Below are 22,580 nucleotides of genomic sequence, written 5' to 3'. Positions count from 1 at the left end.
AAAAATTCTTCTTCATCTAATTCTTCAAATTTTCGATTTAAGAAAATTTGAAATGCATTATTGATTAAATCATCCCAATTTTTGAATTTATTTAATTCTGAGATAAAAAGACCAATATAAAATGGATCATTATCTAATTTTTTTAGATAATTTTTTACTTCTAAATCGGACAATACAATGCCTTTGTCTTTGGCTGTGCTTTTTAAAATTTTTATCCCATCTTCATCTTTTAGTTTTTCTATGATTATATTTGAATCGTTATCTAGATTACCACCATAATTTTTCATATTTTTTTGCCAAATTGGACAAATAAGCCGGATTTTATCATGATAATTTTCATCAGTATTTTCTTTACCTGATTTAATATTTTTCGACCAATTAATGATTTTATCAATTAATTTTTTAGGATTTTCACTCCTATTCAAATCATCAAAAATCAATAAAAAATTATCATTGGAATTAATGTTTAATGCTTTAAATCCACTATTTTTTTCTAATTTTGGACAATATTGATGTAAAAGTTCATCTAATGTATAATTTAAATTAGAAGAATTTTTTAAAAATTCTTCAGATATCCACAAACCATATCCTCCATTATTAATATGTCTTTTGAGTATTTGAAAAGAAATTACACTTTTGCCATATCCAGATTCTCCAATTAAAAAAGACAAATTATTATTACTGATATGTTTTTCAATTGAAGGTAGCTCCTCTCTTTCAATTAAATTATTAAATCCCGTTGTGTTAATGAAATTTTCATATGCTTGCAGGTTTTCATCACAAATTTTATGCAACAACGGTTTAGATAACCTTTCAGCATCAATTTGTAGAAATTTTTTTCTCAAATATTGTCCATCACTATCATGATCCAAGAATTGTTTTATTGACCCTTGTTCCATAATTTCAATTTTTAAAGGAATATCAAAATTTTCATTTTCAACCTCTGTTATTAAATCTAAACCTTTATCCCCAGATAAATCTCTATTTGTCATTAAAAATAGTTTAAAAGATGAATTTTTATTTAGATTAAAAAATTCTTTTGCCTTTTTATATGTTTTAATTATGTCACCAGGTTTATCATCAGATTTACTTAACCATTTATCTTTTAAACTATTAACTTGCGTTGTAGTTGCTTCAATAAATACAAACTCAGTTTTATCATCATTTTTTATAATTCCAATTGCATCTATAGGACATTTTATAGGTTTTCCTTCCCGATTTAGTCCAGTCGAAATTATATTAATACGATGTTGAAAATAAATTATTGAGTTCGATAGCTCCTCAAATATGCTTGATTCTATTGATTCTAATTTTAACATTGTCTGATTAATGATTATCCCCCACCAATATTATCTTATATTACAATTCATAAATTTAGGAAATCTGGATTTTTAATTGTTATATCATCTTTTTGAACATCTTTTTAATATTGTTTATTATGGCTGATATTACATATATTTAATTGTAGATTCTGGAGGTAAAAACTTCTAGAAGTTCAGCTTCTCTAAGCTTCGTCTCCACGGGAGGAGACATTATTTCAGCATTGGGGTTCTCCAATCTCAAAATACTTTTTTTATAATTTTATCGGTTAAAACTCTAACCTAATTTATTATTATATCCATTATATAAAACAAATAATATACCCACTGAAATATCACAACCTTATCCACAAATTTAATTAACCTGCCAAATCTAAACTATAGTATAGAAAGGTTGAGAGAGAAAGCATATAAGCAACTGATATTTAGAGTGATATAATGATGATACCAACGATACCCACCCCCGATGAAATATTGGATAAGGGATTCAGCAGAGGAAAAAAAGCTGCAGATTTACTGCGGACACAAAAAATCCCTAAACATTTGAAGGGGAAAAAAATTGAAGAAAGAAGAGTTGTCACTGCATGTCAGGTAATGAAGGATAAATTAAAATCAATTATTGATGCAGTGCCAGAAATTGAAGAATTACATCCATTTTATCAAGATTATATCGACATTACTGTTGGTGTGGACTCGATGAAACAGGCATTGGGTGCGCTTAACTGGGCATATGGTATTTTAGCCCAATTGGAAAGGGAATACTCAAGAAAATTCAAAAGGAGCCCTTCAGAAAAAGCAAGCGCTATCCAAAGAGAGGCATATGGAAGAATTGCATCAGTTATAAATAAAATAGAAAAGGATTTGGATTTCCTGGACTTTGCAAAATCCAAATTAAGAAATATGCCGACAATTGATTTTGATGCAACAACCATTGTGATTGCAGGATTTCCAAACGTTGGAAAGTCAACACTCCTAAGACAGATTAGCGGTGCTGACCCCCAAGTAGCGGATTATCCATTTACAACAAAAGGAATTCAAATAGACCATACTGAAAGACATTGGAAAAGCATTCAGTTTATAGATACACCAGGATTACTGGTCAGCCCAGTACTGGAAATGAATGACATTGAAATGAATGCAATTGTTGCACTGGAACATTTGGCCGATGCAATTTTATTCATTTTTGACGGATCTGAAACTTGCGGATTCCACTTAGAAAGCCAATACAATCTATTGAAACAGATTGAAAAAATTTTTAGTGAAATACCGATAATCTATTTATTTAATAAAATGGATATTGAACAGGATGAAGAATACATTAATCAATTTGTGGACAACCCTGAAAATACATTATTCATATCTGCTCTTGATGGTGACGGAATAGATGAAATAAATAAAATAATAGATGGTATTGAAAAAATAGATAGAATTCCGGAAGTTGATGAGGAAGAACTGGACTACTATTAAAGGGAATGTTTATATACATGAACTGATAATCTATTATCAAACATATAGGAAAGAACGTATAAAGGAGTGATAAACATGGAAGAAAAAGACATCCTTGAAGAAAAAGTGAATGAAAAAAAAGAAAAATTTGAAGATAAATATGACGAAAAAAAAGATAAATTTGACGAAAAAAAAGAAAAAGGTAAAGTTTACTCTGAAAAGTTCGTAAATGACTTAAACTCCACATTTGATGAATTTAAAGAAAATATCAAAAACATGCAAAAATATGCTGACGATAAAATCAATGAATACAAAAGTGCTACTGTAAGTAATTTGGCTGTCGATTTAATCGAAACCGATGAAACATATTACTTAAAAGTTGCTATTCCAGGTATTCCAAAAGAAGATGTTGAAATCGAAGCAAGTGACAATGATATTGTAATTACTGCAACTTTCAAACCATTAATTGAAGAATTAGAAGAAGTTGAAGATGCAACCATTATTGCTTCTGAATTAACTACAGGAAAATGCTCAAAAACTGTAAGATTTGAAAACAGTGTTGAAGTAGACAACATCAAAGCAAAATATAATTCAGGAATTGTATTAATTACTCTTCCAAAATTAATTATACCAAAACATAAAGTAACTGTAGAATAAGGTTACGAATTGTTTTAAAAATTAATTTAAAACATTGATCAGGAAAAATCCTGATCAATACACTACTTTTTTTTAAATCCAAAATTAATATAAAACTGCCACCAAATAATTTTAAATATCAAATGTAATATATTAATAACATGAAAGGAAGATGCAAATCTTCGGAGGCATTTTTATGAATGAAAATAAAAAGTTTGATTTGAAAGTGATTTTAAAATACTCCATTGTGGGCATTGTTTTATCATTATTATTAGGGACAATATTCTACTATTTATTTTCCTTTACAATATACAAACAAGTAGAATATGCCTATAATATGTTTTTAGGTATTTTTCCGTTTAGTTTCTGTATTGGATTAATGATAACCCTGCTAATTCTTACACCACATATTAAAAATATGTATGATTCCATTATTGTTGGATTTATAATCGGCCTGTTTACTGGCCTGTTGCAAAATACAGTCATTGTTTCAGTATACGGAGGCCAGCAACTAATGTACTTTTTAGAATTCGTTGGAAATCAAACAATATTATTAATAATACTTGGAGTAATCTTTGCTTATATTGGAAATGCTTATCTAAAAGGAAAAATTAATACCCCACATATTAACTAATATTTGGGATATTTTACCTTTTTTAAGCAAATTTTTTTATTTTTTAATAAAAAATACTATTTTTCATTTTCATCTAACGAAAAGTCTGCAAATGAATCGTTTTTCACACAGTCATTTAACTTTAGAGTTTTTTCAACATCCATTGCTAAAGCATCACAATCAGCTTTAATACTGTTTAAATGCAACAAAATTCTTTCTTTTTCTTCATTGATTCTTTCTATATTAGTATATGGATAAGTAGCTTCCTTAAACATTTCATAATCTACTGTTGTATATGGATAATCATTCAGCTGTTTGCACACATTTTTTAATATGTCCGCCAAAAATTTATTCATTTCAACCTTTACCCTGTCCCGAATAATTTTGTCACTGTCAAGATTCTCCCTCATCAAACGGTATATCTCATTTTTAGCAAAAGGCAATTTTTCTTTTTCTTCAACAGCAGGTTCATTAGTTTGATCAATGATTTCTTTTTCAGCCATAATACTCGCTCCCAAAATTGAAATATTGTGCAAAAATAAACAAGTTAAACACAAATTTATCATTACATAATACCAATACTATATATATTGGCCTTAGTATATAAAGGTTTGCTTATATTAAATTATTGAATAATATTTTTAATATTTATTAGTTCAAGTAGTAAAATAATTAATCGAATAATTAATTATTATGATAGACATATAATTTAAAGAAAGATTACATGATAATAGCTATTACAAAAACAGAAAATAAATTAATAATGATGGCATTGGGAATTATTAAAAAAAAATAAATAAAAAGAGTATTTAATCAATTTAATTCATTTAAACAAGAATTAAACCCAAAATAAACAATATTATGGATGCTGCTATTATTATTTTGGAATCTTTAATTGTTTCCTCGTAATCCACCAATTTAAATGCACAGTAAAATGAAACCAGTACACATAATAATGGATATAACATCATCCTATCTGAATTAATCAGCCTTACAAATGCCCATGCTCCCAAGATAACTATAATCTCAAGTAAAATTGCCGCATAACCAAACATCTTCATTGTTTGAATTTTTTCATGATAATTTCCATTAACCGGAATATTATTTATATGTCTGTTTTCAACAGTCGGACCCTCTTCAACAACTTCCAATGTATTTCCGCAATTCTGACAGAAAATTGATGAGTCATCTGCAATCTGACCACATTCAGGACATTTTTTCATAATTTCACCAAAATATTATTAAAAAAATAATTAATAACAGTAGAATAATCTACTGCATTTAAAAATTAGTATCTGACTTTACCAATATGCCTTGTAGCACCAGGATCTTCACCATTGAAATGGGCCAAGTAATAGACAAACCATTCAAGAGGAACTACAAAGATTAATGGAGATAATAACTTATCCACATCAGCAAAATCGCTTAAATTAAATACAATAACTTTTGCTTCCAAATTATTGGAAAAATCAATAGCTTTTCTTGTAATTTCATCAGATTCAAAATCACAATCAAAAATAATCATAGGAACATCCTTTTCAGCACGTTCAATCAAACCGTGCCTAAATTCGGATGCGTATAATGGACATGCATGTTTTATTGCACCTTCCATAAGCATAGTCATTGCCACTTTAAATGAAAGACCGAAGTTAGGTCCGCTTCCCAAACAGTAGAAAATTTCTTCATCCTTGTATTGTTCAGCCAATTTTTTATAATCTTCCTCAGTTGTCTTAAGCAATTCTTCTATAATGTCCGGAATTTCCTGTAACTGAGATAATAATTCATCTTTATTTTCATAATCAGAAGCTGAGAACAAAATTTGATAAAGACAAGCAATTTGAGTTACATAAGTTTTTGTACCCAAAATAGCTGTTTCGGTTTCACATCTTGTGACAATTGGAGTTTTAGCTTCTTTAATCATGGAACTGTCTGGTTCATTGGAAATGGAAACAGTATGTATTCCAAATTCATTGGCACGTCTAAGAGATGATAATGTATCTGCTGTTTCTCCAGACTGTGATGTAAATATAGCCAGTGAATTTTCTCCTTCTTGTAAAAATTTGTTATAATAAAATTCATATCCTGAAAATACTTCAATATTTAATGTAGTAGACATTCTAAGTGCGTCCCTAACGCTGTAACAAGTTGATATAGAACTTCCACATCCAATTAAATAAACTTTATCTACTTTTTTAACCAATTCAGAAACTTCATTCATTGTAGGTAATTCACTTTCAAATGTTTTTCTAAGTGAATCAGGTTGTTCCATCATTTCATCATACATTTTATATTTCATGGAAAGCCCCCTATTGTATTTTTGTATATATATTAACTTTCTTTTTCAAAATATAAAAAGTTTTTTTAAAAAAGAAGTATAATCTTATATTAATGGAAATTGATTTAACAAAAATTGGTATGTTTAAAGGCCAACAATATGAAACCATCATCACCACAGCGAATATGGATGGTAGTCTGAATGCAGCACCTATTGGAATTTTATGCAGGGGAAATAATGAGGTAATGTGTCGTATTTTTAAAGGAAGTCATACACTGGAAAATATCATTGAGCAAAAGGAATTCACAGTCAATATTACACAAAATCCTGAATTATTTACCTGGTCTTTATTGGATAATCTTGAAGCAGATGATTTTAACGAAAACAAATCGATTAAAGATGTTGATTGTTATTTTAAATGTGAAGTTAAAAACATCAAAGAAGCAGTTAAACAAAGCGATCCAATTAAAAAGAAAGGAGAAGCCAATGTCATTAAAGCGGATGTTACAGAATTAATCATCAATAAACCTGTTAAAGCATATAATCGGGCTTTCAGTTATGTTATAGAATGCTTAGCTAATTTTTCAATAATAGATATTGTAGATGATGAAAAAAGAAAATATTATCTGGATTCATTTAAAGAAGCATACAGAGTTGTAAAAAAAGTCGGTTCTAAAAAAGATAAAGAGGCAATGGATAAAATCAAAAGTAAACTAAATGAAAAAGGTTACGACATCTAATCTATAATTACATCCATAAATTCAAAATTATCACCATCAAACAAACCCTTATCGGAAAGTTTAATTGATGGAAGCACTAAAAGAGACATGAATGCCATTGTCATGAAAGGCGCATCAAGTTGACAGCCCAACGCTATAGCCATTTTCTGCAAAGTACGCAGTTTTTTACCCACATCAAATGCATCCTTATTAGTCATCAAACCTCCTATAGGAAGGGCTAGGGATCCATAAAACTCTTCACTTACAACGGCTAATCCTCCCATGTTGTCAATCACAGTATTAACTGCATTCGCCATCATTTCAGAATCATAACCGATGACAATAATATTATGGGAATCATGAGAAATTGATGATGCAATAGCACCTTTTTTAAGGCCGAATCCCTTAATGAATCCATTGGCTACATTATTTCCACCATAACGCTCAACAACAGCAATTTTTAACACATCCTGAAAAATATCTGATTGGACTTTGCCGTCAATACACATTAAATCAGCAGTAACCTTTTTAGTTAACAGTTCACCATTATAACATTTTATAACATTGACTTTACACATATCTCCATCATAATATACATCAAAGTCTTCAGGTTGCTTTTTAGATGCATTTATTGTATTTTCAAATTCAACATCACCTACATCAAACAAAACATTTTCACCATCGAATACGCATTTGCCCGAAATATAAGTTTTCAATATATTAAAATCAATTAAATTATCAATTATTATGAAATCTGCTTTTGCACCAGTCACAATAGCTCCAGCATCCAAATTATAATGTGCTGCCGGATTGATGGTTACCATCTCAATAGCTTTAATTACATCTACTCCCAGTTCACATGCTTTTTTAACAGATCCGTTTAAATGACCTTTAACTAAATCTCTAGGATTTTTATCATCAGTAACAATAAAATCAAAAATTGGAGAATTGATTCTTCTTTCCAACACATCAGTAGGTATGATGCCGAAACTATCCTGATTTTTCCAATAGTCTAACCTATCATTAAAATCAAAAAGGGCTTCCATATTCTTAGCAGATGAACCGTCACGGACCATAATTTTCATGCCCTTTTGCTTTTTTTCAATAGCTTCAGCAAAATTGCTGCATTCATGGTCTGTGATGATATATTGTTCCAAATATTTATCCAATTCTTTGCCTGATAGCAATGGAGCATGACCGTCAATAGGCTTATTGTACTTTCTGGCCAATTCCAATTTTCTTAAAACATCTTCATCACCATTTAAAACACCGGGAAAATTCATCATTTCTCCAAGAGCAACAATTTCATTCTTTTGAAGTAAAAATTCAATTTCATCAGGACCTAAAACTGCACCTGATGTTTCAAATGCAGTTGCCGGAACACATGATGGTGCTGAAAAATAAAAATTAAATGGAACTTGGGAAGCGTTGTCAATCATGAATTCAATGCCTTCAATACCGCAAACATTAGCAATTTCATGAGGGTCACAAACAACAGAAGTAGTACCGTGCCTAACTGCAATTTTTGCAAATTGGGCAGGAGTTAGCATACTGCTTTCAATATGAATATGGGAATCAATGAATCCGGGAATCAATAATCCTTCAACATCAACTTCAATATCTTCATCTAAAACAATAGGAACTATCTCATCAAAAACCCCATTTTTAATAGTAATTCTGGCAGGATAAACGGAATCAGTTAAGACATCCAAAATAAACGCAGTGAAAGACATTTTAATCATCTTGTAAAGCATCATAAAGTAATGGTAAAAATGAACCAATATCTGTAACGATACCGACCACTTGTGCACTGCCCCTATCAGATAATTTAGTAACTGTGGATGGGTTAATATCAACACATATTGTTTTGACTCTTGAAGGGAGCATATTACCAGTTGCTATTGAATGCAACATTGTAGCTATCATTATAACCATGTCCACCTGCTGAGCATATTTTCTCATTTCCCTTTGGGATACTGTAATATCAGTTATTACATCAGGAAGAGGTCCGTCATCACGAATAGAACCTGCAAGCACAAATGGAACATCATTTTTAATACATTCATACATTATTCCACCAGTCAAGGTACCATCTTCAACGGCATCCCTAATGGAACCTGAACGATTGATTTTATTGATGGTTCTCATATGATGAGTATGACCGTGAGCGACAATTTTGCCCGTTTCAACTTCAATACCCAATGAAGTGCCGAATATGTCGCATTCCATATCATGAGTGGCTAAAGCATTACCTGCCATGATAACATCAATATATCCTTCACGAATCAAAGAGGCCAAATATTTTCCTGATCCGGTATGGACAATTGCAGGTCCACCAACAATCCCTATTTTTCCGCCTTTAGCCTTAATTTCTTTCATTTCTTGGGCAATACCTCGAATAATATTCATTAATGGTTTTTCTGAAGATACATCACTGTTCATGAATTCAAATACTTGCTGCTCCTCCCTTGACCTATGAGGAGGTGTAACTTTTACACCATCAAGACCAACAACAATCTTATCGCCCATTTTTACATCAGCAATTGGTTTTACAAAAGCACGATTGAATTTTTCATCAACAACAACCACACAATCCATTTCAATATCTTCAACAGGAATCCAATTTCCTTTATAGTAAATGTGGGTTGTATGATTGGATGAAGAGTAAAAACCTTCAGGAGCAACTTTATCTTTTGTAGATGCAACTAAATTAACTTCCTTAAGTTCATCAATAGATGCACCAAGAACAGATAATTCGTCTAAGATAGATTCTAATAATTCGGGAGATTTGGCAGATACTTCAATTTTCGCTCTACTAATATCTGATTTCTTTCTACCAACATTAATTTCTAAAATATCAAATTCTCCGCCTTTGTCCATAATGATGCCCATTGTCTTGGTCAAAGTTAATGAGTCAATAATATGGCCAGAAAGGTCAATAGTTCTTTTATACATAAAATTTTGCTCCATTTTTGTTAATATTATATATATGGTTAGCAGTGATATTTAATGGTATTGCTATAAAAAATCCATTTAAAAAAAAATAATGAAAATTATAAATATATGCTATTATCTTGCTAATAGCATATACAAATTAATTATAATAACTACGAACAAAAAGTATCAATATGAAAATTAAAGATGATATGAGAATTATTTCATTATTACTTCGTTCAAAAAAAAGAGTTGAAGTTTTAAAATCTTTAGAATTTGAAGACAAAATACCTTCAAAAATCAGTAAAGATATAGGAGACAATAGCAATCATGTATCCAAATACCTGAAAACATTGAAAGATGCAGATTTAGTTGTCTGTTTAAATGAAGAGGATGCTAGATACAGATTTTATAGCATTACTGATAAAGGAACATATTATCTCAATAAAGTCAAAGACAAATACGAATAACCATACCATTCACAATTTTCCCCCATTAAAATCACCCAAAGCATTACTTTTTCAAATTCAATTAAAAATTTTTTCCCCAATCCAAAAATTATATAAATTTCTCATTTAATAACTATCAATTAGTTCAGAATACTGCTAATTATGCTATGAAAATAAGCAGTAGAAATACAATAATTTAAATGCTTACAATTTTAGCCCATTATTGAATACTATTGGAGAGGATAGTGTGAAAAAAACAAAGATTATATGTAGTATAGGTCCGTCATGCGAATCTGTAGAGGTTATGAGTGAGATGGTTAATAATGGTATGGATTGCGCACGTATCAATCTCAGCCATGCTACAAAAGAAGAAATATTAAAAACAATAGACAATGTCAGGAAAGTACGTGAATTATGTGACATGCCTGTCGCTATTATGTATGACACTAAAGGACCGGAGTTTAGAACTTTAGAAATTGAAGGTGGAGAAGTAACTCTTCATGAAGGAGATACTATTAAGATGAGTGAAACTTGTTTAATGGGTAATAGAGAAGAATTTGGAGTTAATCACAGCCAGGCAATTGACCTATTAAAATTAGGTGACAAAGTACTTATAGATAACGCATTACTTGAATTGGAAGTCATAGGTAAAGAAAATGATTATGCTGTATTAAAATCTTTAGGTGAAGGGAAAATCCAAAATAAGAAGAGCATCAATGTTCCAGGAGTTGATTTAAAATTAAATTTCATGAGCGAAGAGGATAAAAAAGATATTGCTTTTGCAGCAAAACATTCATGCGATTATCTTGCATTATCCTTTGTAAACCATAAGGATGATGTTAAAATAGCCCGTGAAATAATTAATGAAGCCGGAGGAGATGCACTCATCATCTCAAAAATTGAAAGCCAGAAAGGCATTGAAAATATAGATGAAATTATTGATGAATCAGATGGAATTATGGTGGCTCGAGGAGATTTGGGAGTGGAAGTCCCAATGGAAGAGCTCCCAACACTTCAAAAGAGAATTATTAGAAAGTGCCGTGAAAAAGGCAAGTTTGCCATAGTCGCAACTGAAATGTTGGCTTCAATGTATACAAGTCCTAGGCCTACAAGGGCAGAGGTTTCTGATGTGGCAAATGCCGTATTGGATGGAACTGACTGTGTTATGCTATCCGGAGAAACTACTATTGGAAAGCACCCAATAGAATCCGTTAAGATAATGAGCAGAATATGCGAATATGTGGAATCAACCATAGACTATACAAAACATGCCTATTACAGAGGAACAATCGGCATCAGCGATACAATTGCCAAATTAGTTGTGGATGCCGTCGAATATTCAGACATTAAACTGATAGTAACAGCCACCATGACAGGATTTACGGCTCGAAAGATTAGTAATTGGAGACCGAATTCCATAATTTTGGCTTGCTGTCCATCCAACCACATTGCGGAAAAAGTTGTTTTGAATTTTGGTGTTAAAACAGCAATAACAGACATATATGAAAGCACAGATGAAATGATTAAAAATGCTAAAAAACTAGCTAAAAAAGAGTTTAATTTGAATAAAGGAGATTTAATAGTAGTTACTGGAGGATTTCCAGTAGGTAAGGCCAAAAGAACCAATTATTTAAAAATTGTAGAAATATAACTTATTAAGTGAATGGTGAATTAATTAAATCAAAGACAAAAAGTCATAGATTATTTTAGCTGCAGTTACAGCAGTATTTTCACCTAACCTATCAGTAGCTGTCTCAACAACATCCATTCCAACAACATCTTTATAAGACAATGCTTTAATAAGACTTTCTATTTCAGATGTGAATAACCCCCCAGGTGTTGGATTTCCAACAGCAGGAGCAATAGCCGGATCCAATACATCCATATCTATTGATAAATAAATAGGCGTATCAATAGTTGTTAAATAATATTCTACTGCATCCATGTGCCTATGCACATCCTTATTTTTAAATGTCTGAATGTTATATGTTGAATCGACGAATTCTTCCTCTTCAGAAGATGATGACCTTATTCCGATCTGAACCAGGTCCACACCAAACTCATGAGCCCTTCTCATTACTGCTGCATGAGAATACTTCTCGCCAATGAATTCGAATGCCAAATCCCTGTGAGCATCCAAATGTACAACAGTTAATTTATCATATCTTTCAGATAATGCCTTGATGACACCAATGGAAGCTGAATGCTCCCCACCAATAGTTATTGGCCGAATTCCCAGTTCCAATAATTCATTAGTGGTGTCTTCAACAATTTTGCATGTAGCTTCACAGTTACCTGGAACTACATTAACATCACCAAAATCATAAAAAACAGCATCAAGTGATGTTTTAAAGTTAATATTATAATTTTCAAACCCGTAAGATGCTTCACGAACAACAACAGGACCTAAACGGGACCCTGAATGATATGATGTCGTACTGTCAAAAGGAACACCAATTATGCCATATGAATCCTTTTTAATATTATCAAAATCAGTTTCTGCGGAAAATGCAAATTTCCAAGGTTCGTAAGTATTCAATAGCATAACGTATCTAAAAAAAAGAATAAAAGAGAGAACTTATTTAGTTCTCATGATTTTCATATTACCTAAAGCTACAATGTATTCAACTTCAATACCTTCGGAGATTTCATCTTTTAAATCTTCAGGCATTGGTAAGTCTAAAGTTTCGTAACTTTCCATATCCATTAATTGAACGTTTTCACCTTGGATAGATAATACTTGACCTACTCTTTTATCAATAATTGGAATATCTACTTTAGTATCTACAGGTTTAACAATACTTCTTTTTTGGTTATCAAAAATACCTACTGCTTCTAATCTTGCTTTAGCAGCCCCGTGTTTACCAGGGGATGAGGTAGTTAAACTAGTGATTTTAGATGCTTCTCCACCTAATACAATATATTTTCCAACTTTTAATGTTTTAATCTCTACAACTTTAGTTGACATTAATTTTCCTCCATAAATTCCACATTTTATAATCTACAATAAGAATTATCTTAGATTATTTATAATTTTTATTTTCTATTTTATATAAACTATTCGATTAAGCAATTAATATAAATGTTAATGCTAAAAGGATAGTCATTATAAAAATCCAAATAATCAAAAATATTTTTCTAATATCGCTTTCACCTTTGGTGATGTAAGATTCACCCTTTAAATCGGATGATCGTTTTCTGGTATTTTTATACTCATCATCATTTCTCAAAAAGTTATAAAAAGCCCTGCAAATAAAAATAAAAGCAACAATGATGACACCAGAATAAATAATATTGTCCAGGCGAATAAGGATTACAACCGAAGACAACAGCAGCATCAGCATTAAAAATAAAACTCCCGTTATTACCAATGATAAATATTTATTAAAAATCATAATCTTATATTTAATATAAAGTACATAATAAATATTAGTGATAAAATGAAAATAGCTATTGTTAGTGGAAAAGATGAAGGACCTACAAGATTAAATGCTTTTGACAATGCATTAACTGATGCTGGAATTGGAGACGTGAATCTGATTAAAGTATCAAGCATGCTGGGCAAAAATACACAAATTGAAGATTTGCCCAAATTGAAAGCAGGCTCTATGGTAAATTGTGTATTATCCGAAATCACATCAGACAAGCCGGGAGATGAAATAACTGCAGTCATAGCAGTAGCTATTGGAGAGGAATTAGGCTGTGTTGTTGAAACAACAGGAATTAATAAAAAGGAAACTGATTTGATTGATGAAGCAAAATTCATGGTTACTTATATGATGGACAAACGTGATGTTATAATAAAAGATTTAATTGTAAAATCCTCAACGACTACAGTTAAAAACATAGCATCCGTTGTCTCAAGTGTGGTTTATCTTAATGATGATATCATCCGACAATAAATGAAAAACTTTAATCAATTTAAATACTAACTAAAAAAATTATGATAAAAAGGTGAAAATATGGATGCTAAAGATAAAAAAATAGCTACCGATTTGGCTTACGAAATGATAAAGGAAGTAAGTAGAGCAATAAGACCCTATGCCGGAACACCTGAAGCTGGAGAAAAAGTAAAAATAGGTGCTGATGGGACACCTACATCATACATAGACATTATCGCTGAAGATACATTAGTCAATATTTTAAAAAATGCTCCAGTATTATCTTATATCATTAGTGAAGAAATTGGAGAATTAAAACTTGGGAAAGGAACAAAAAGAAGCATCAACCTGACCGAAGAATTACAGCGTGATGATCTCGATGAAGAAGAAAAACCGAAATTAATATTTTTAGTTGACCCAATTGACGGAACAAGCAATGCAATTAAAGAAATACCTGCATATGGAATATCCATTGCTGTTGCAAATGTTCCTGAAGGAAGATTGGCTACCTTAGATGACGTAGAATTAGGTTTTATCAGCAACTTTGGAAACGGTAACTTTTTTGAAGCTGAAAAAGGAAAGGGATGCTGGCTGAACAATGAAAAAGTACATCCCAGCAATGTCGTAAAATTCAGTGAAATGACATTAGGAGGATTTACAAAAAGCGGAACATCAACGGCTTCAAAATTAGTAGATAATGCTAGAAGAATGAGAGTATTGGGTTCTGTCGTGCTGGAATTATCCTATGTTGCAAGTGGAAGATATGATGCATTTTTAGATTTGAGAGGAAGCAGAATAATCGATATCGCAGCATCAAAATTAATTGTTGAAGAAGCAGGTGCAATTATAACATCCAAACATGGTGAAAAATTAAACAATCCTCTCAGCATTTATGAAAAAGCAATTGTGGTTGCTGCAAATAATAAAATACTTCATAAACAAATAATTGATATCTTAAACGATAATCAGGCAGATATTATTGGAAAAGTAGGTATCGTCAGTCGTGTTGACCAAGACAAAGCCATATTATTCTCTGCAAAACTTGTTGATTACTTTTTAACAAATGGAATTGAGGTCATTATTGAAAAAAGATTGGCTACCAAGATTGAAGAGCTGAAACAAAACCCTAAACTCCATAAGATTATTGAAAAAATAATTAAGGAATCTCCAGAGATTTCTGAAGCATTTAAAGACTTAAATTTGAAAATTAACTTTAAAAAGATTGCTAAAGACATAAATGAGTTTAAATGTGACATGAGCGTTGTTTTGGGTGGAGACGGAACCCTGCTTAGAGCCCAAGCCAAACTCAAAGAAGAAACCCCATTATTTGGAATCAATATGGGGACCGTAGGATTTTTGACAGATATTGAAGTAAATGAAACATTCAGCGCTCTGGATAAAGTTATCAAAGGAGAATACTATAAAGAAAAAAGAAGCAAACTTGTAGTTTCACACGAAAACCATTATTATAATGCAATGAATGAAGTAGTTATAATGACCGACAAACCTGCAAAAATGTTGCATTTTGAAATTCAGGTTGATGGTGAAACAATTGAAGAAGTCAGAGCTGATGGAGTCATTATTTCAACACCCAGTGGTTCTACAGCATATGCCATGTCTGCAGGAGGCCCTATTGTAGATCCTAAACTTGGAGGATTCATTATCATACCAATATGCCCATATAAACTAGGTGCAAGACCGTTTATTGTATCTGACAATAGTGAAATTACCGTAAAATTACTTAAAAAAGGTAAAAAAGCAGTATTTGTTATGGACGGCCAAATTAATGAAGAAGCATCATACCTTGAAGAAATTAACTTTAAAAAAGCAGATAAAAGTGTTTATTTCATAAGAACAAGCAGCAAATACTTCTATGAAAGAGTTAAAGATAAATTGAGTGAAGGTGGCCTTAATAAGAATAACGGGTGTTTATAAAATGTATACCCTCGTTATCGATTTAACTCATGGAGGAGTAAAGATTGCGATAAGCCTTGCAAAAAAAGGGGAGCAAGTTTACTGTTTTGACATTTACAATACAATAAAAAACATTGAAAAGCAAATGTTGGATATTTATGATATTAAATTAATCCAATTGAAAGATTTATCCAAATTTAAAGGTGATTTAAAAGTAATCTATCCAATTCACCTGCCATTAACCAATGAAGAGATAAAACAATACAATCCAAATTTAAATTATACATTTATCACACACCACATGGCAATAGCTGAAATTTTAAGCAAATGGGGAAAAGATATAAATAAAATTGAAATAACCGGAGTTAAAGGAAAAACCAGCTGTGCATTCATGCTTAAAGAAATCTTTATTGATGATAATCCTCTGCTTTTATCCAGTTTGGGTGCTTTAATTTACAAAGACAAAAAAGAAATTATATTAAAAAAGAATATCTCAATAACACCCGCCAATATCAAGGAATGTGTTGACTTAGCTTATAAACTGGCAAATCCTGTTTGTGGGGGAGAAAATCGGGACCAAATATATAACTGTGCAATTTTTGAATCATCCCTTGGTGTGAGTGGAATTGGGGATGTGGGCCTTTTAACAAACATTGTTGAAGATTATCCTATTGCAAAAAATAAATCTTCAGCAAGCATTGCCAAAAAACAAGTATTTAGATGCAACATTGTTTGTTGTGAAAAGGAATCTCTTGACAAATACTATTCCGATATAAAACATGAAAAAATTAATTCATTTAGTTTGAATGATAAAAGCAGCAATTTATATGCTAAAAACATTGATTATTCCCTTGATGAAACCACAATAAACATAGTGTATAAAGACATTAAAACAAAAATTGGAAAATCGATTAGCGGAGAAATAGAAGTTAAAACTTTTGCTCCAGGACCCCATCATGTATTAAATGTTATAGGTGTTGTAGAAACGGCATTATCCCTGAATATAGATGATAACAAGATTATTAATGGTTTGAAAAATTATAAGGGAATATCTGGAAGAACAAATAAGAAAATCATTGAAAACAGCACGATTATTGAAGAGATTAACCCCGGCATCAATACAAAGGCAATTGAAGCGTCCATCAATATGCTTAACAATGATCCCAATTACATCATTTCTATTGGAGGAGATTATGGGATTACCTGTGAGGAAATAGATGAAGATGCTGTTTCCGGTCTAATCAACAGTCTTGATGAAGAAATTATTTTAACCGGTGAAGTTGGCAAAAGCATTTTAACTAAAATCAATAAAAAAATCAAATATGTTCAAGATTATAATGAAGTTTATGATTTTGCAATCAAAAATAAAAAAAATTTACTTTTTATTTATAGATCAGATTACAGAATATTATCTAAACGATGATAATAACAAATTATAGACTGAATACTGGAAAATATTTTTTACTTAAAATTGAAACATTTAATTATAATTAAAAATAGAACAATATATTGTAAATTTATATTATTACTTATAAGTTAAAACTTATATGTAAAATAAAAAAATAAAAATTCTTTCTGCAATGCTTTTAAAAATTGGAGACGATAATTTTGATAGTTGGAACAAGAGGTAGTCAATTGGCACTTGCACAGACAAAGCAGGTTTGTGCAGACTTATCTAGAATAACTGGAGAAAAAATTGACTTGGAAATTATTAAAACAAAAGGAGATAAAATTACTACTTCCCAATTGTATAATATGGACTCAAAAGGGCTTTTTACCAAAGAATTGGATATTGCACTTTTGGAGGAAGAAGTTGATTTTACTGTACATAGTTTTAAGGATTTACCGACCGAATTAGATGAAGATTTGGAAATTGTAGCTGTTCCAATACGCGAATCACCCCATGAAGTGCTGATTTCTGAAAAATCCTGGGAAGAATTAGAACCCGGATCAAAATTGGGAACCAGCAGCCTTAGACGTGAAGCATTCTGTAATCATTATGAAAAAGACTTTGAACTTAAACCTATTAGGGGAAATATCGAAACTAGAATTAATAAAGTCTTTGAAAGTGATTTGGATGCAACGATAATGGCAGAAGCAGGATTAAAGAGGTTAGGTCTAACTAAAAATATTAAAACAGTATTTCCATTAGATTACATTACACCCCCTGCAGGACAAGGTGCTTTAGCTATAATAACAAGAAAAGATTATGACAACAAGAAAATCATATCAAAATTAAATGATTATACCTCCATGCAAGAAGTATTTGCCGAAAAGAAAGTGTTAGAAGAATTAGGCGTTGGATGTCAATGGCCAATTGGTTCTATAGCACAGATGAAAGATAAAAAATTCAATATTTATTCAATATTACTTGCTAAAGATGGAGAAATCCTAAAAGAACAGACTGAAACTGGTTCAATTAAGAATGCAGTAGAATTAGGTCGTAAAATTGGGAAAGTATTCGAGGATTATGTTTGATTGGAGGAATTGAAATTGAGAAATGTTAATGTAGGGGTTATTGGTGTAGGAGCAATGGGAGAAAACCATGTTCGTGTATACCATAAAATGGAAGAAGCTAATTTAGTTGCTGTTTCTGATGTGAGTGAAAGGGCACTTAAAAAAATTGAGCGCAAATATGATGCAAAAGGTTACACCGATTACAATGAACTACTTGAAAATCCGGATATTGAAGTGGTAAGTGTTTGTGTTCCAACTACTTTCCACCATGCAGTAGTGATGGAAGCTATTAAACATAAAAAACATGTTTTAGTTGAAAAACCTATAGCATTTACATTAAATGAAGCTGAAGAAATGATTGCTGCTGCAAAAGAAGCTGGAGTGATTCTTTCAACAGGACATGTAGAAAGATTTAATCCTGCTGTTCAAAAAGCTAAAGAACTTATTGAAGATGGAGTTATTGGAGATATAGTGTCTGCATTTGCAAAGAGAGTAGGGCCTCTCCCACCAAGAATAAAGGATGTCGGTGTTTCAATAGATTTAGCTATACATGATTTAGATATTATGAATTACTTGTTTGAATCAAATGTCATGCAGGTTTACGGTACAATGAACAGTATACTTGACGACTGTGACTTTGAGGACCATGCAGAAATTATGGTAAGCTTTGACAATGAATCAACTGGAATTATAGAAGTAAATTGGTTAACCCCATATAAAAGAAGAGAACTTGAACTTACCGGAACTGACGGCATCATTACTGTAGATTACATTAAACAGAGTATTGACGTTTACGGAAAATTCGCACAGGACATCAAAATCAATCATGAAGAACCTTTAAAAGGCGAATTGAAATCATTCTTAAATGCTGTTGTTAATGAAGAAGAACCAGAAATTACTGGTGAAGATGGGCTTAACGCTCTTAAAATGGTAATAGCAGCAAATATGTCATCTAAAGAACATAGACCAATTAGTTTAGATGAACTTGAGGAATAAGTGATATTTATGAAAAATAAATTAATTCAAAAAGCTCAAGAACTAAGACAGCACGGATTTACCACTGGTGAAATTGCTGATGAACTTAATGTTAGTATGGATACAGCCAGATGGCTAACTCTTCAAAAACCTAACGAAGAGAAAATAGAATCCACTGGAGACTTTGCTATTAACTGGAAAAGCATTGGTGGAAATTCAACTCGTTTAAGTTATGTTTCAGGTGCTTTAAGTGATTTGGCTCTTACACATGGTGAAGCAGATGTTGTTTTAGGAATAGCAGTTAGTGGAGTACCGTTTGCAACAACAATGGCAGACCTATTGGAAGATATGACTGGACTCGATACATCATTAGCTATTTTTCACCCAAACAAACATAGGAAAGACCAAGACCAAACTGAAGACGAAGGTACAATAAGTACCAATTTCGGATCTGTTGAAGGCAAGAAAGTTATCATTGTTGATGATGTCATTACCAGTGGAAAAACTGCCCGTGAAGTAATCCACACAGTAAAAGACCATGGCGGTGAGCCTACTTGCGTTACTGTTTTAATTGATAAAGCAGGCCTTTCAGAAATTGAAGAGGTTCCTGTAGAATCTTTAATTAAAGTAAGTAGATTATAATTATCTACTTCCAATTCTCTTTTTTTAAAAAATATTATTCAAATAATATTACCCGAATAATACTGTATACTCATCACATGAATAATTCCTTTGAAAAATTGAGTTGTGATGTTATTAACTAAAACTAAATTAATTATTAAATATAAAAAGCAGAAAAAAAGATAATAATTTAGAAAAGTAGAAAATCTACAAATCCAAATCAAAATTTCGCACACGAATAATTAAAAAAAATATACGGATTTTTTTCAATTTTCAATTAATATTTATGTAATCCAATAGTATTTAAATATTATAGTAATGTCAATATTACATCATGAAATTAAAAATTTCAAGTACCTGTAAATTACATAGATAACCAGAATAACCGCAATCATTGTCTGAATCGGAACAATATAATTAAAAATCCAACAGCCAAATAATTTAGAAACTTCAGTTGAAGCTATAGCGGTGATTACAAAGGGAAATGTAAATGCAGAAAAACTAGGATAAAAATCCAAATTTCTATACTCATACACCATATATGAAGCGAACAGGAAAAATGCAAAAGCAAAAGCATACAAAAGAATTAAAAATTCATTTGATATTGCATTTACAGAATTGGTATAGCCAACGATTAATATGCTCATTACTGCGGTAAAAATACATATCAATGGCTTATTTGAATCTTCCTTGTTTGGATATTTCAAATACCTGAAAATCACCAGAGGTAGAGTTATCAGCATTGAAATGAAACCAAATAAGAAAAACAGAAATCCAATTTCATCCAATCCATGAACATGTGCAGTGATTGCACCCATCGTTATTCCAATGAAGACTATCCACCAACTTGGATAGACCATGTTTATATTGAAATTTCGTACAATATAATGGTAAGTAAAGTAGATAATTAGTAGAATGTGTAAAGCTACACCTAAAATCCAAACACCTAATGCCAAATCACCATTAAATGAATTGATGTATGTAGATAAAACCATCAATGCCATTGAAAAAGTTCCGGAATTAGATAATATTATTGGCTTTGACAGGTCATCCCCAACATTTTGAGGATATAGAATTAACTTCAAAAGAAGCATAATAATCAATATACATCCGAAAATACCGCAAATCAATCTAAAATTAGAGCTGTAAACTTGCAATAAGTTACCCAAAGATAAAATAGCTAAAATCAAACCGGAAACGGGAATCGGCAATCTTTTGATAATATTTATATCCATCCAAATTACCCGTCAAACTTTGCTTCCGCAATTTGTGCAGAAAACATCCCCCTTATTTACAGCATAGCCGCAAACGGGACATCTTAATTCATCATTTTCAGTTAATCTAAAACCGCATGATGTACAAAATGAATCTCCTTCATTAATGTTTACACCACAATTAGGGCAAATTAACAAATCATCGAACTTTGTTCCGCAATTGGTGCAGAATATAGCATCTTCCTTCTCCTCATGGCCGCAATTTTTGCATACTTTAATCGGTCCTGATTCAATTTTATGAACCTTGTTCGGATTAGGAGTTTCAGCCAGAACTGGCATTGAGTAGTCAATTCCTTCCTCAATTTCTGAAACCAAAGACTGCATTACGGCAATCCTCTTATCATCAGCAGGATGCGTTGAGAAAAAATCAAAATTGTTGGCATTTTGACTGCTCATCTTTTGCCAAAATGCAGGAACACCACTAATATCATAACCTGCCCAATGGATTATCAGCATGCCCAAACGGTCAGCTTCAAGTTCCTGGTCTCTGCCCCAAGGATTCAACAATAAGAATTGGGATCCTATACTGGCAGTGTTTACTGCAGCCCGCGTTAAATCACCTACTCCACCCATTCCCAGCAAATCAAAAGCAAAGCTTCCAAACCATGACACAGTAGTTAAAGTATCTTTGGTGTTTTGGGCACTCGCCCTAGTTCTGGTATGGTCCAGTAATGCATGAGCCATTTCATGCCCTAAAATAAATGCAAGTTCCTCCTCATTATTTGCAATGGACAGAATACCGGAAAATACAGCTATTTTTCCTCCAGGAATGCAGAATGCATTTACAGTGTTGTCCAAAAGCAAATGAAATTCCCAGTCATAATAATCTTCAACATAATCAAGCCTGCCGATTGAAGATAAGTAATCATAAACGGCATTAATCAGATTAGAAGCAACCTTATAAACCAGCTGACCTTCAGGAGTATTATCAATAATTTGAGCTTTATTTACAATGCCGTAATACTCACGATAGCACTCTTCCAAGAATTTATCGTCGTTTACAGTATCATAATGTTCTTTTCCTGTGAACGGATTCAATGAACTTCTATCATCTTTAGCCATAATAA

General features: G+C 31.6%; 23 protein-coding genes. 12 read left to right on the top strand and 11 right to left on the bottom strand.

Annotation, left to right across the window (positions count from 1 at the left end):
• On the bottom strand, positions 1–1,319 hold a 1,319-nt coding region (locus tag ACKI3Q_RS00405; protein ID WP_407413197.1), incomplete at its 3' end, for a hypothetical protein.
• Between the two features lie 438 nt (positions 1,320–1,757).
• Between ACKI3Q_RS00405 and ACKI3Q_RS00400 the strand changes: the two genes are divergently transcribed.
• From ACKI3Q_RS00400 to ACKI3Q_RS00390, 3 genes are all read left to right on the top strand, one after another.
• Positions 1,758–2,786, top strand: a complete 1,029-nt coding sequence (locus tag ACKI3Q_RS00400) for an NOG1 family protein (RefSeq protein ID WP_407413195.1) — start codon at positions 1,758–1,760, stop codon at positions 2,784–2,786.
• Positions 2,787–2,861: 75 nt separating this feature from the next.
• Positions 2,862–3,422: an Hsp20/alpha crystallin family protein gene (locus tag ACKI3Q_RS00395; RefSeq protein ID WP_407413193.1), complete on the top strand. Its 561-nt coding sequence runs from the start codon at positions 2,862–2,864 to the stop codon at positions 3,420–3,422.
• Between the two features lie 175 nt (positions 3,423–3,597).
• Positions 3,598–4,035, top strand: coding sequence for a hypothetical protein (locus ACKI3Q_RS00390; protein WP_407413191.1), 438 nt, complete (start codon positions 3,598–3,600; stop codon positions 4,033–4,035).
• Between the two features lie 56 nt (positions 4,036–4,091).
• On the opposite strand, the gene ACKI3Q_RS00385 is transcribed toward ACKI3Q_RS00390, so the two are convergent.
• From ACKI3Q_RS00385 to ACKI3Q_RS00375, 3 genes are all read right to left on the bottom strand, one after another.
• Positions 4,092–4,517 (bottom strand): hypothetical protein, encoded by a 426-nt coding sequence (locus ACKI3Q_RS00385; RefSeq protein ID WP_407413189.1) that lies wholly within the window; start codon positions 4,515–4,517, stop codon positions 4,092–4,094.
• 324 nt (positions 4,518–4,841) lie between these two features.
• Positions 4,842–5,237 carry a zinc ribbon domain-containing protein gene (locus ACKI3Q_RS00380; RefSeq protein WP_407413187.1) on the bottom strand — a complete coding sequence of 132 codons (396 nt, stop codon included), beginning with the start codon at positions 5,235–5,237 and terminating at the stop codon, positions 4,842–4,844.
• A gap of 65 nt (positions 5,238–5,302) precedes the next feature.
• The gene (locus ACKI3Q_RS00375) at positions 5,303–6,310 is read right to left on the bottom strand and encodes an SIS domain-containing protein (RefSeq protein WP_407413185.1); all 1,008 of its coding nucleotides are present in this window, start codon (positions 6,308–6,310) and stop codon (positions 5,303–5,305) included.
• A 92-nt stretch (positions 6,311–6,402) separates the two neighbouring features.
• Between ACKI3Q_RS00375 and ACKI3Q_RS00370 the strand changes: the two genes are divergently transcribed.
• Positions 6,403–7,029: a DUF447 domain-containing protein gene (locus ACKI3Q_RS00370; RefSeq protein ID WP_407413183.1), complete on the top strand. Its 627-nt coding sequence runs from the start codon at positions 6,403–6,405 to the stop codon at positions 7,027–7,029.
• Here ACKI3Q_RS00370 and ade read toward each other — a convergent pair.
• On the bottom strand, positions 7,026–8,741 hold the full coding sequence (ade, locus tag ACKI3Q_RS00365; protein ID WP_407413181.1) for an adenine deaminase: 1,716 nt from the start codon (positions 8,739–8,741) through the stop codon (positions 7,026–7,028). The two genes, ACKI3Q_RS00370 and ade, sit on opposite strands and share 4 nt — an antisense overlap.
• Before the next feature lies 1 nt (position 8,742).
• Positions 8,743–9,963, bottom strand: a complete 1,221-nt coding sequence (locus ACKI3Q_RS00360) for a TIGR00300 family protein (protein ID WP_407413179.1) — start codon at positions 9,961–9,963, stop codon at positions 8,743–8,745.
• A gap of 173 nt (positions 9,964–10,136) precedes the next feature.
• Between ACKI3Q_RS00360 and ACKI3Q_RS00355 the strand changes: the two genes are divergently transcribed.
• Both ACKI3Q_RS00355 and pyk read left to right on the top strand, forming a co-directional pair.
• Positions 10,137–10,412 carry a winged helix-turn-helix domain-containing protein gene (locus ACKI3Q_RS00355; RefSeq protein ID WP_407413177.1) on the top strand — a complete coding sequence of 92 codons (276 nt, stop codon included), beginning with the start codon at positions 10,137–10,139 and terminating at the stop codon, positions 10,410–10,412.
• 226 nt (positions 10,413–10,638) lie between these two features.
• The gene (gene pyk / locus ACKI3Q_RS00350) at positions 10,639–12,042 is read left to right on the top strand and encodes a pyruvate kinase (RefSeq protein ID WP_407413175.1); all 1,404 of its coding nucleotides are present in this window, start codon (positions 10,639–10,641) and stop codon (positions 12,040–12,042) included.
• Positions 12,043–12,066: 24 nt separating this feature from the next.
• Here pyk and speB read toward each other — a convergent pair whose 3' ends face one another.
• The 3 genes from speB to ACKI3Q_RS00335 form a co-directional block, all read right to left on the bottom strand.
• Positions 12,067–12,936, bottom strand: a complete 870-nt coding sequence (speB, locus tag ACKI3Q_RS00345) for an agmatinase (protein WP_407413173.1) — start codon at positions 12,934–12,936, stop codon at positions 12,067–12,069.
• A gap of 33 nt (positions 12,937–12,969) precedes the next feature.
• Positions 12,970–13,359 (bottom strand): translation initiation factor IF-5A, encoded by a 390-nt coding sequence (locus ACKI3Q_RS00340; protein ID WP_296795498.1) that lies wholly within the window; start codon positions 13,357–13,359, stop codon positions 12,970–12,972.
• A 97-nt stretch (positions 13,360–13,456) separates the two neighbouring features.
• Positions 13,457–13,762: a hypothetical protein gene (locus ACKI3Q_RS00335; protein ID WP_407413171.1), complete on the bottom strand. Its 306-nt coding sequence runs from the start codon at positions 13,760–13,762 to the stop codon at positions 13,457–13,459.
• 69 nt (positions 13,763–13,831) lie between these two features.
• Here ACKI3Q_RS00335 and ACKI3Q_RS00330 point away from each other — a divergent pair, with 69 nt between their 5' ends.
• From ACKI3Q_RS00330 to ACKI3Q_RS00305, 6 genes are all read left to right on the top strand, one after another.
• A complete protein-coding gene (locus ACKI3Q_RS00330; protein ID WP_407413169.1) occupies positions 13,832–14,293 on the top strand; it encodes a pyruvoyl-dependent arginine decarboxylase in 462 nt (153 codons plus the stop codon).
• 60 nt (positions 14,294–14,353) lie between these two features.
• Positions 14,354–16,207 (top strand): bifunctional NADP phosphatase/NAD kinase, encoded by a 1,854-nt coding sequence (locus tag ACKI3Q_RS00325; RefSeq protein WP_407413167.1) that lies wholly within the window; start codon positions 14,354–14,356, stop codon positions 16,205–16,207.
• A 1-nt stretch (position 16,208) separates the two neighbouring features.
• A complete protein-coding gene (gene cfbE, locus ACKI3Q_RS00320) occupies positions 16,209–17,609 on the top strand; it encodes a coenzyme F430 synthase (RefSeq protein WP_407413165.1) in 1,401 nt (466 codons plus the stop codon).
• Between the two features lie 185 nt (positions 17,610–17,794).
• A complete protein-coding gene (gene hemC / locus ACKI3Q_RS00315; protein WP_407413163.1) occupies positions 17,795–18,664 on the top strand; it encodes a hydroxymethylbilane synthase in 870 nt (289 codons plus the stop codon).
• 15 nt (positions 18,665–18,679) lie between these two features.
• Positions 18,680–19,639, top strand: coding sequence for a Gfo/Idh/MocA family oxidoreductase (locus tag ACKI3Q_RS00310; protein WP_407413161.1), 960 nt, complete (start codon positions 18,680–18,682; stop codon positions 19,637–19,639).
• Between the two features lie 9 nt (positions 19,640–19,648).
• Complete coding sequence (locus ACKI3Q_RS00305) at positions 19,649–20,260, top strand: orotate phosphoribosyltransferase-like protein (protein WP_407413159.1); 612 nt, start codon at positions 19,649–19,651, stop codon at positions 20,258–20,260.
• A 311-nt stretch (positions 20,261–20,571) separates the two neighbouring features.
• Here ACKI3Q_RS00305 and ACKI3Q_RS00300 read toward each other — a convergent pair whose 3' ends face one another.
• Together ACKI3Q_RS00300 and ACKI3Q_RS00295 are read right to left on the bottom strand one after the other, a co-directional pair.
• The gene (locus tag ACKI3Q_RS00300) at positions 20,572–21,474 is read right to left on the bottom strand and encodes a TDT family transporter (protein WP_407413157.1); all 903 of its coding nucleotides are present in this window, start codon (positions 21,472–21,474) and stop codon (positions 20,572–20,574) included.
• Positions 21,475–21,486: 12 nt separating this feature from the next.
• On the bottom strand, positions 21,487–22,580 hold a 1,094-nt coding region (locus ACKI3Q_RS00295), incomplete at its 5' end, for a M48 family metallopeptidase (protein ID WP_407413155.1).

The organism is Methanobrevibacter sp. (genome assembly GCF_045636185.1).
Classification (GTDB): domain Archaea; phylum Methanobacteriota; class Methanobacteria; order Methanobacteriales; family Methanobacteriaceae; genus Methanocatella.
This window is presented reverse-complemented; position numbering and strand designations above follow the sequence as displayed.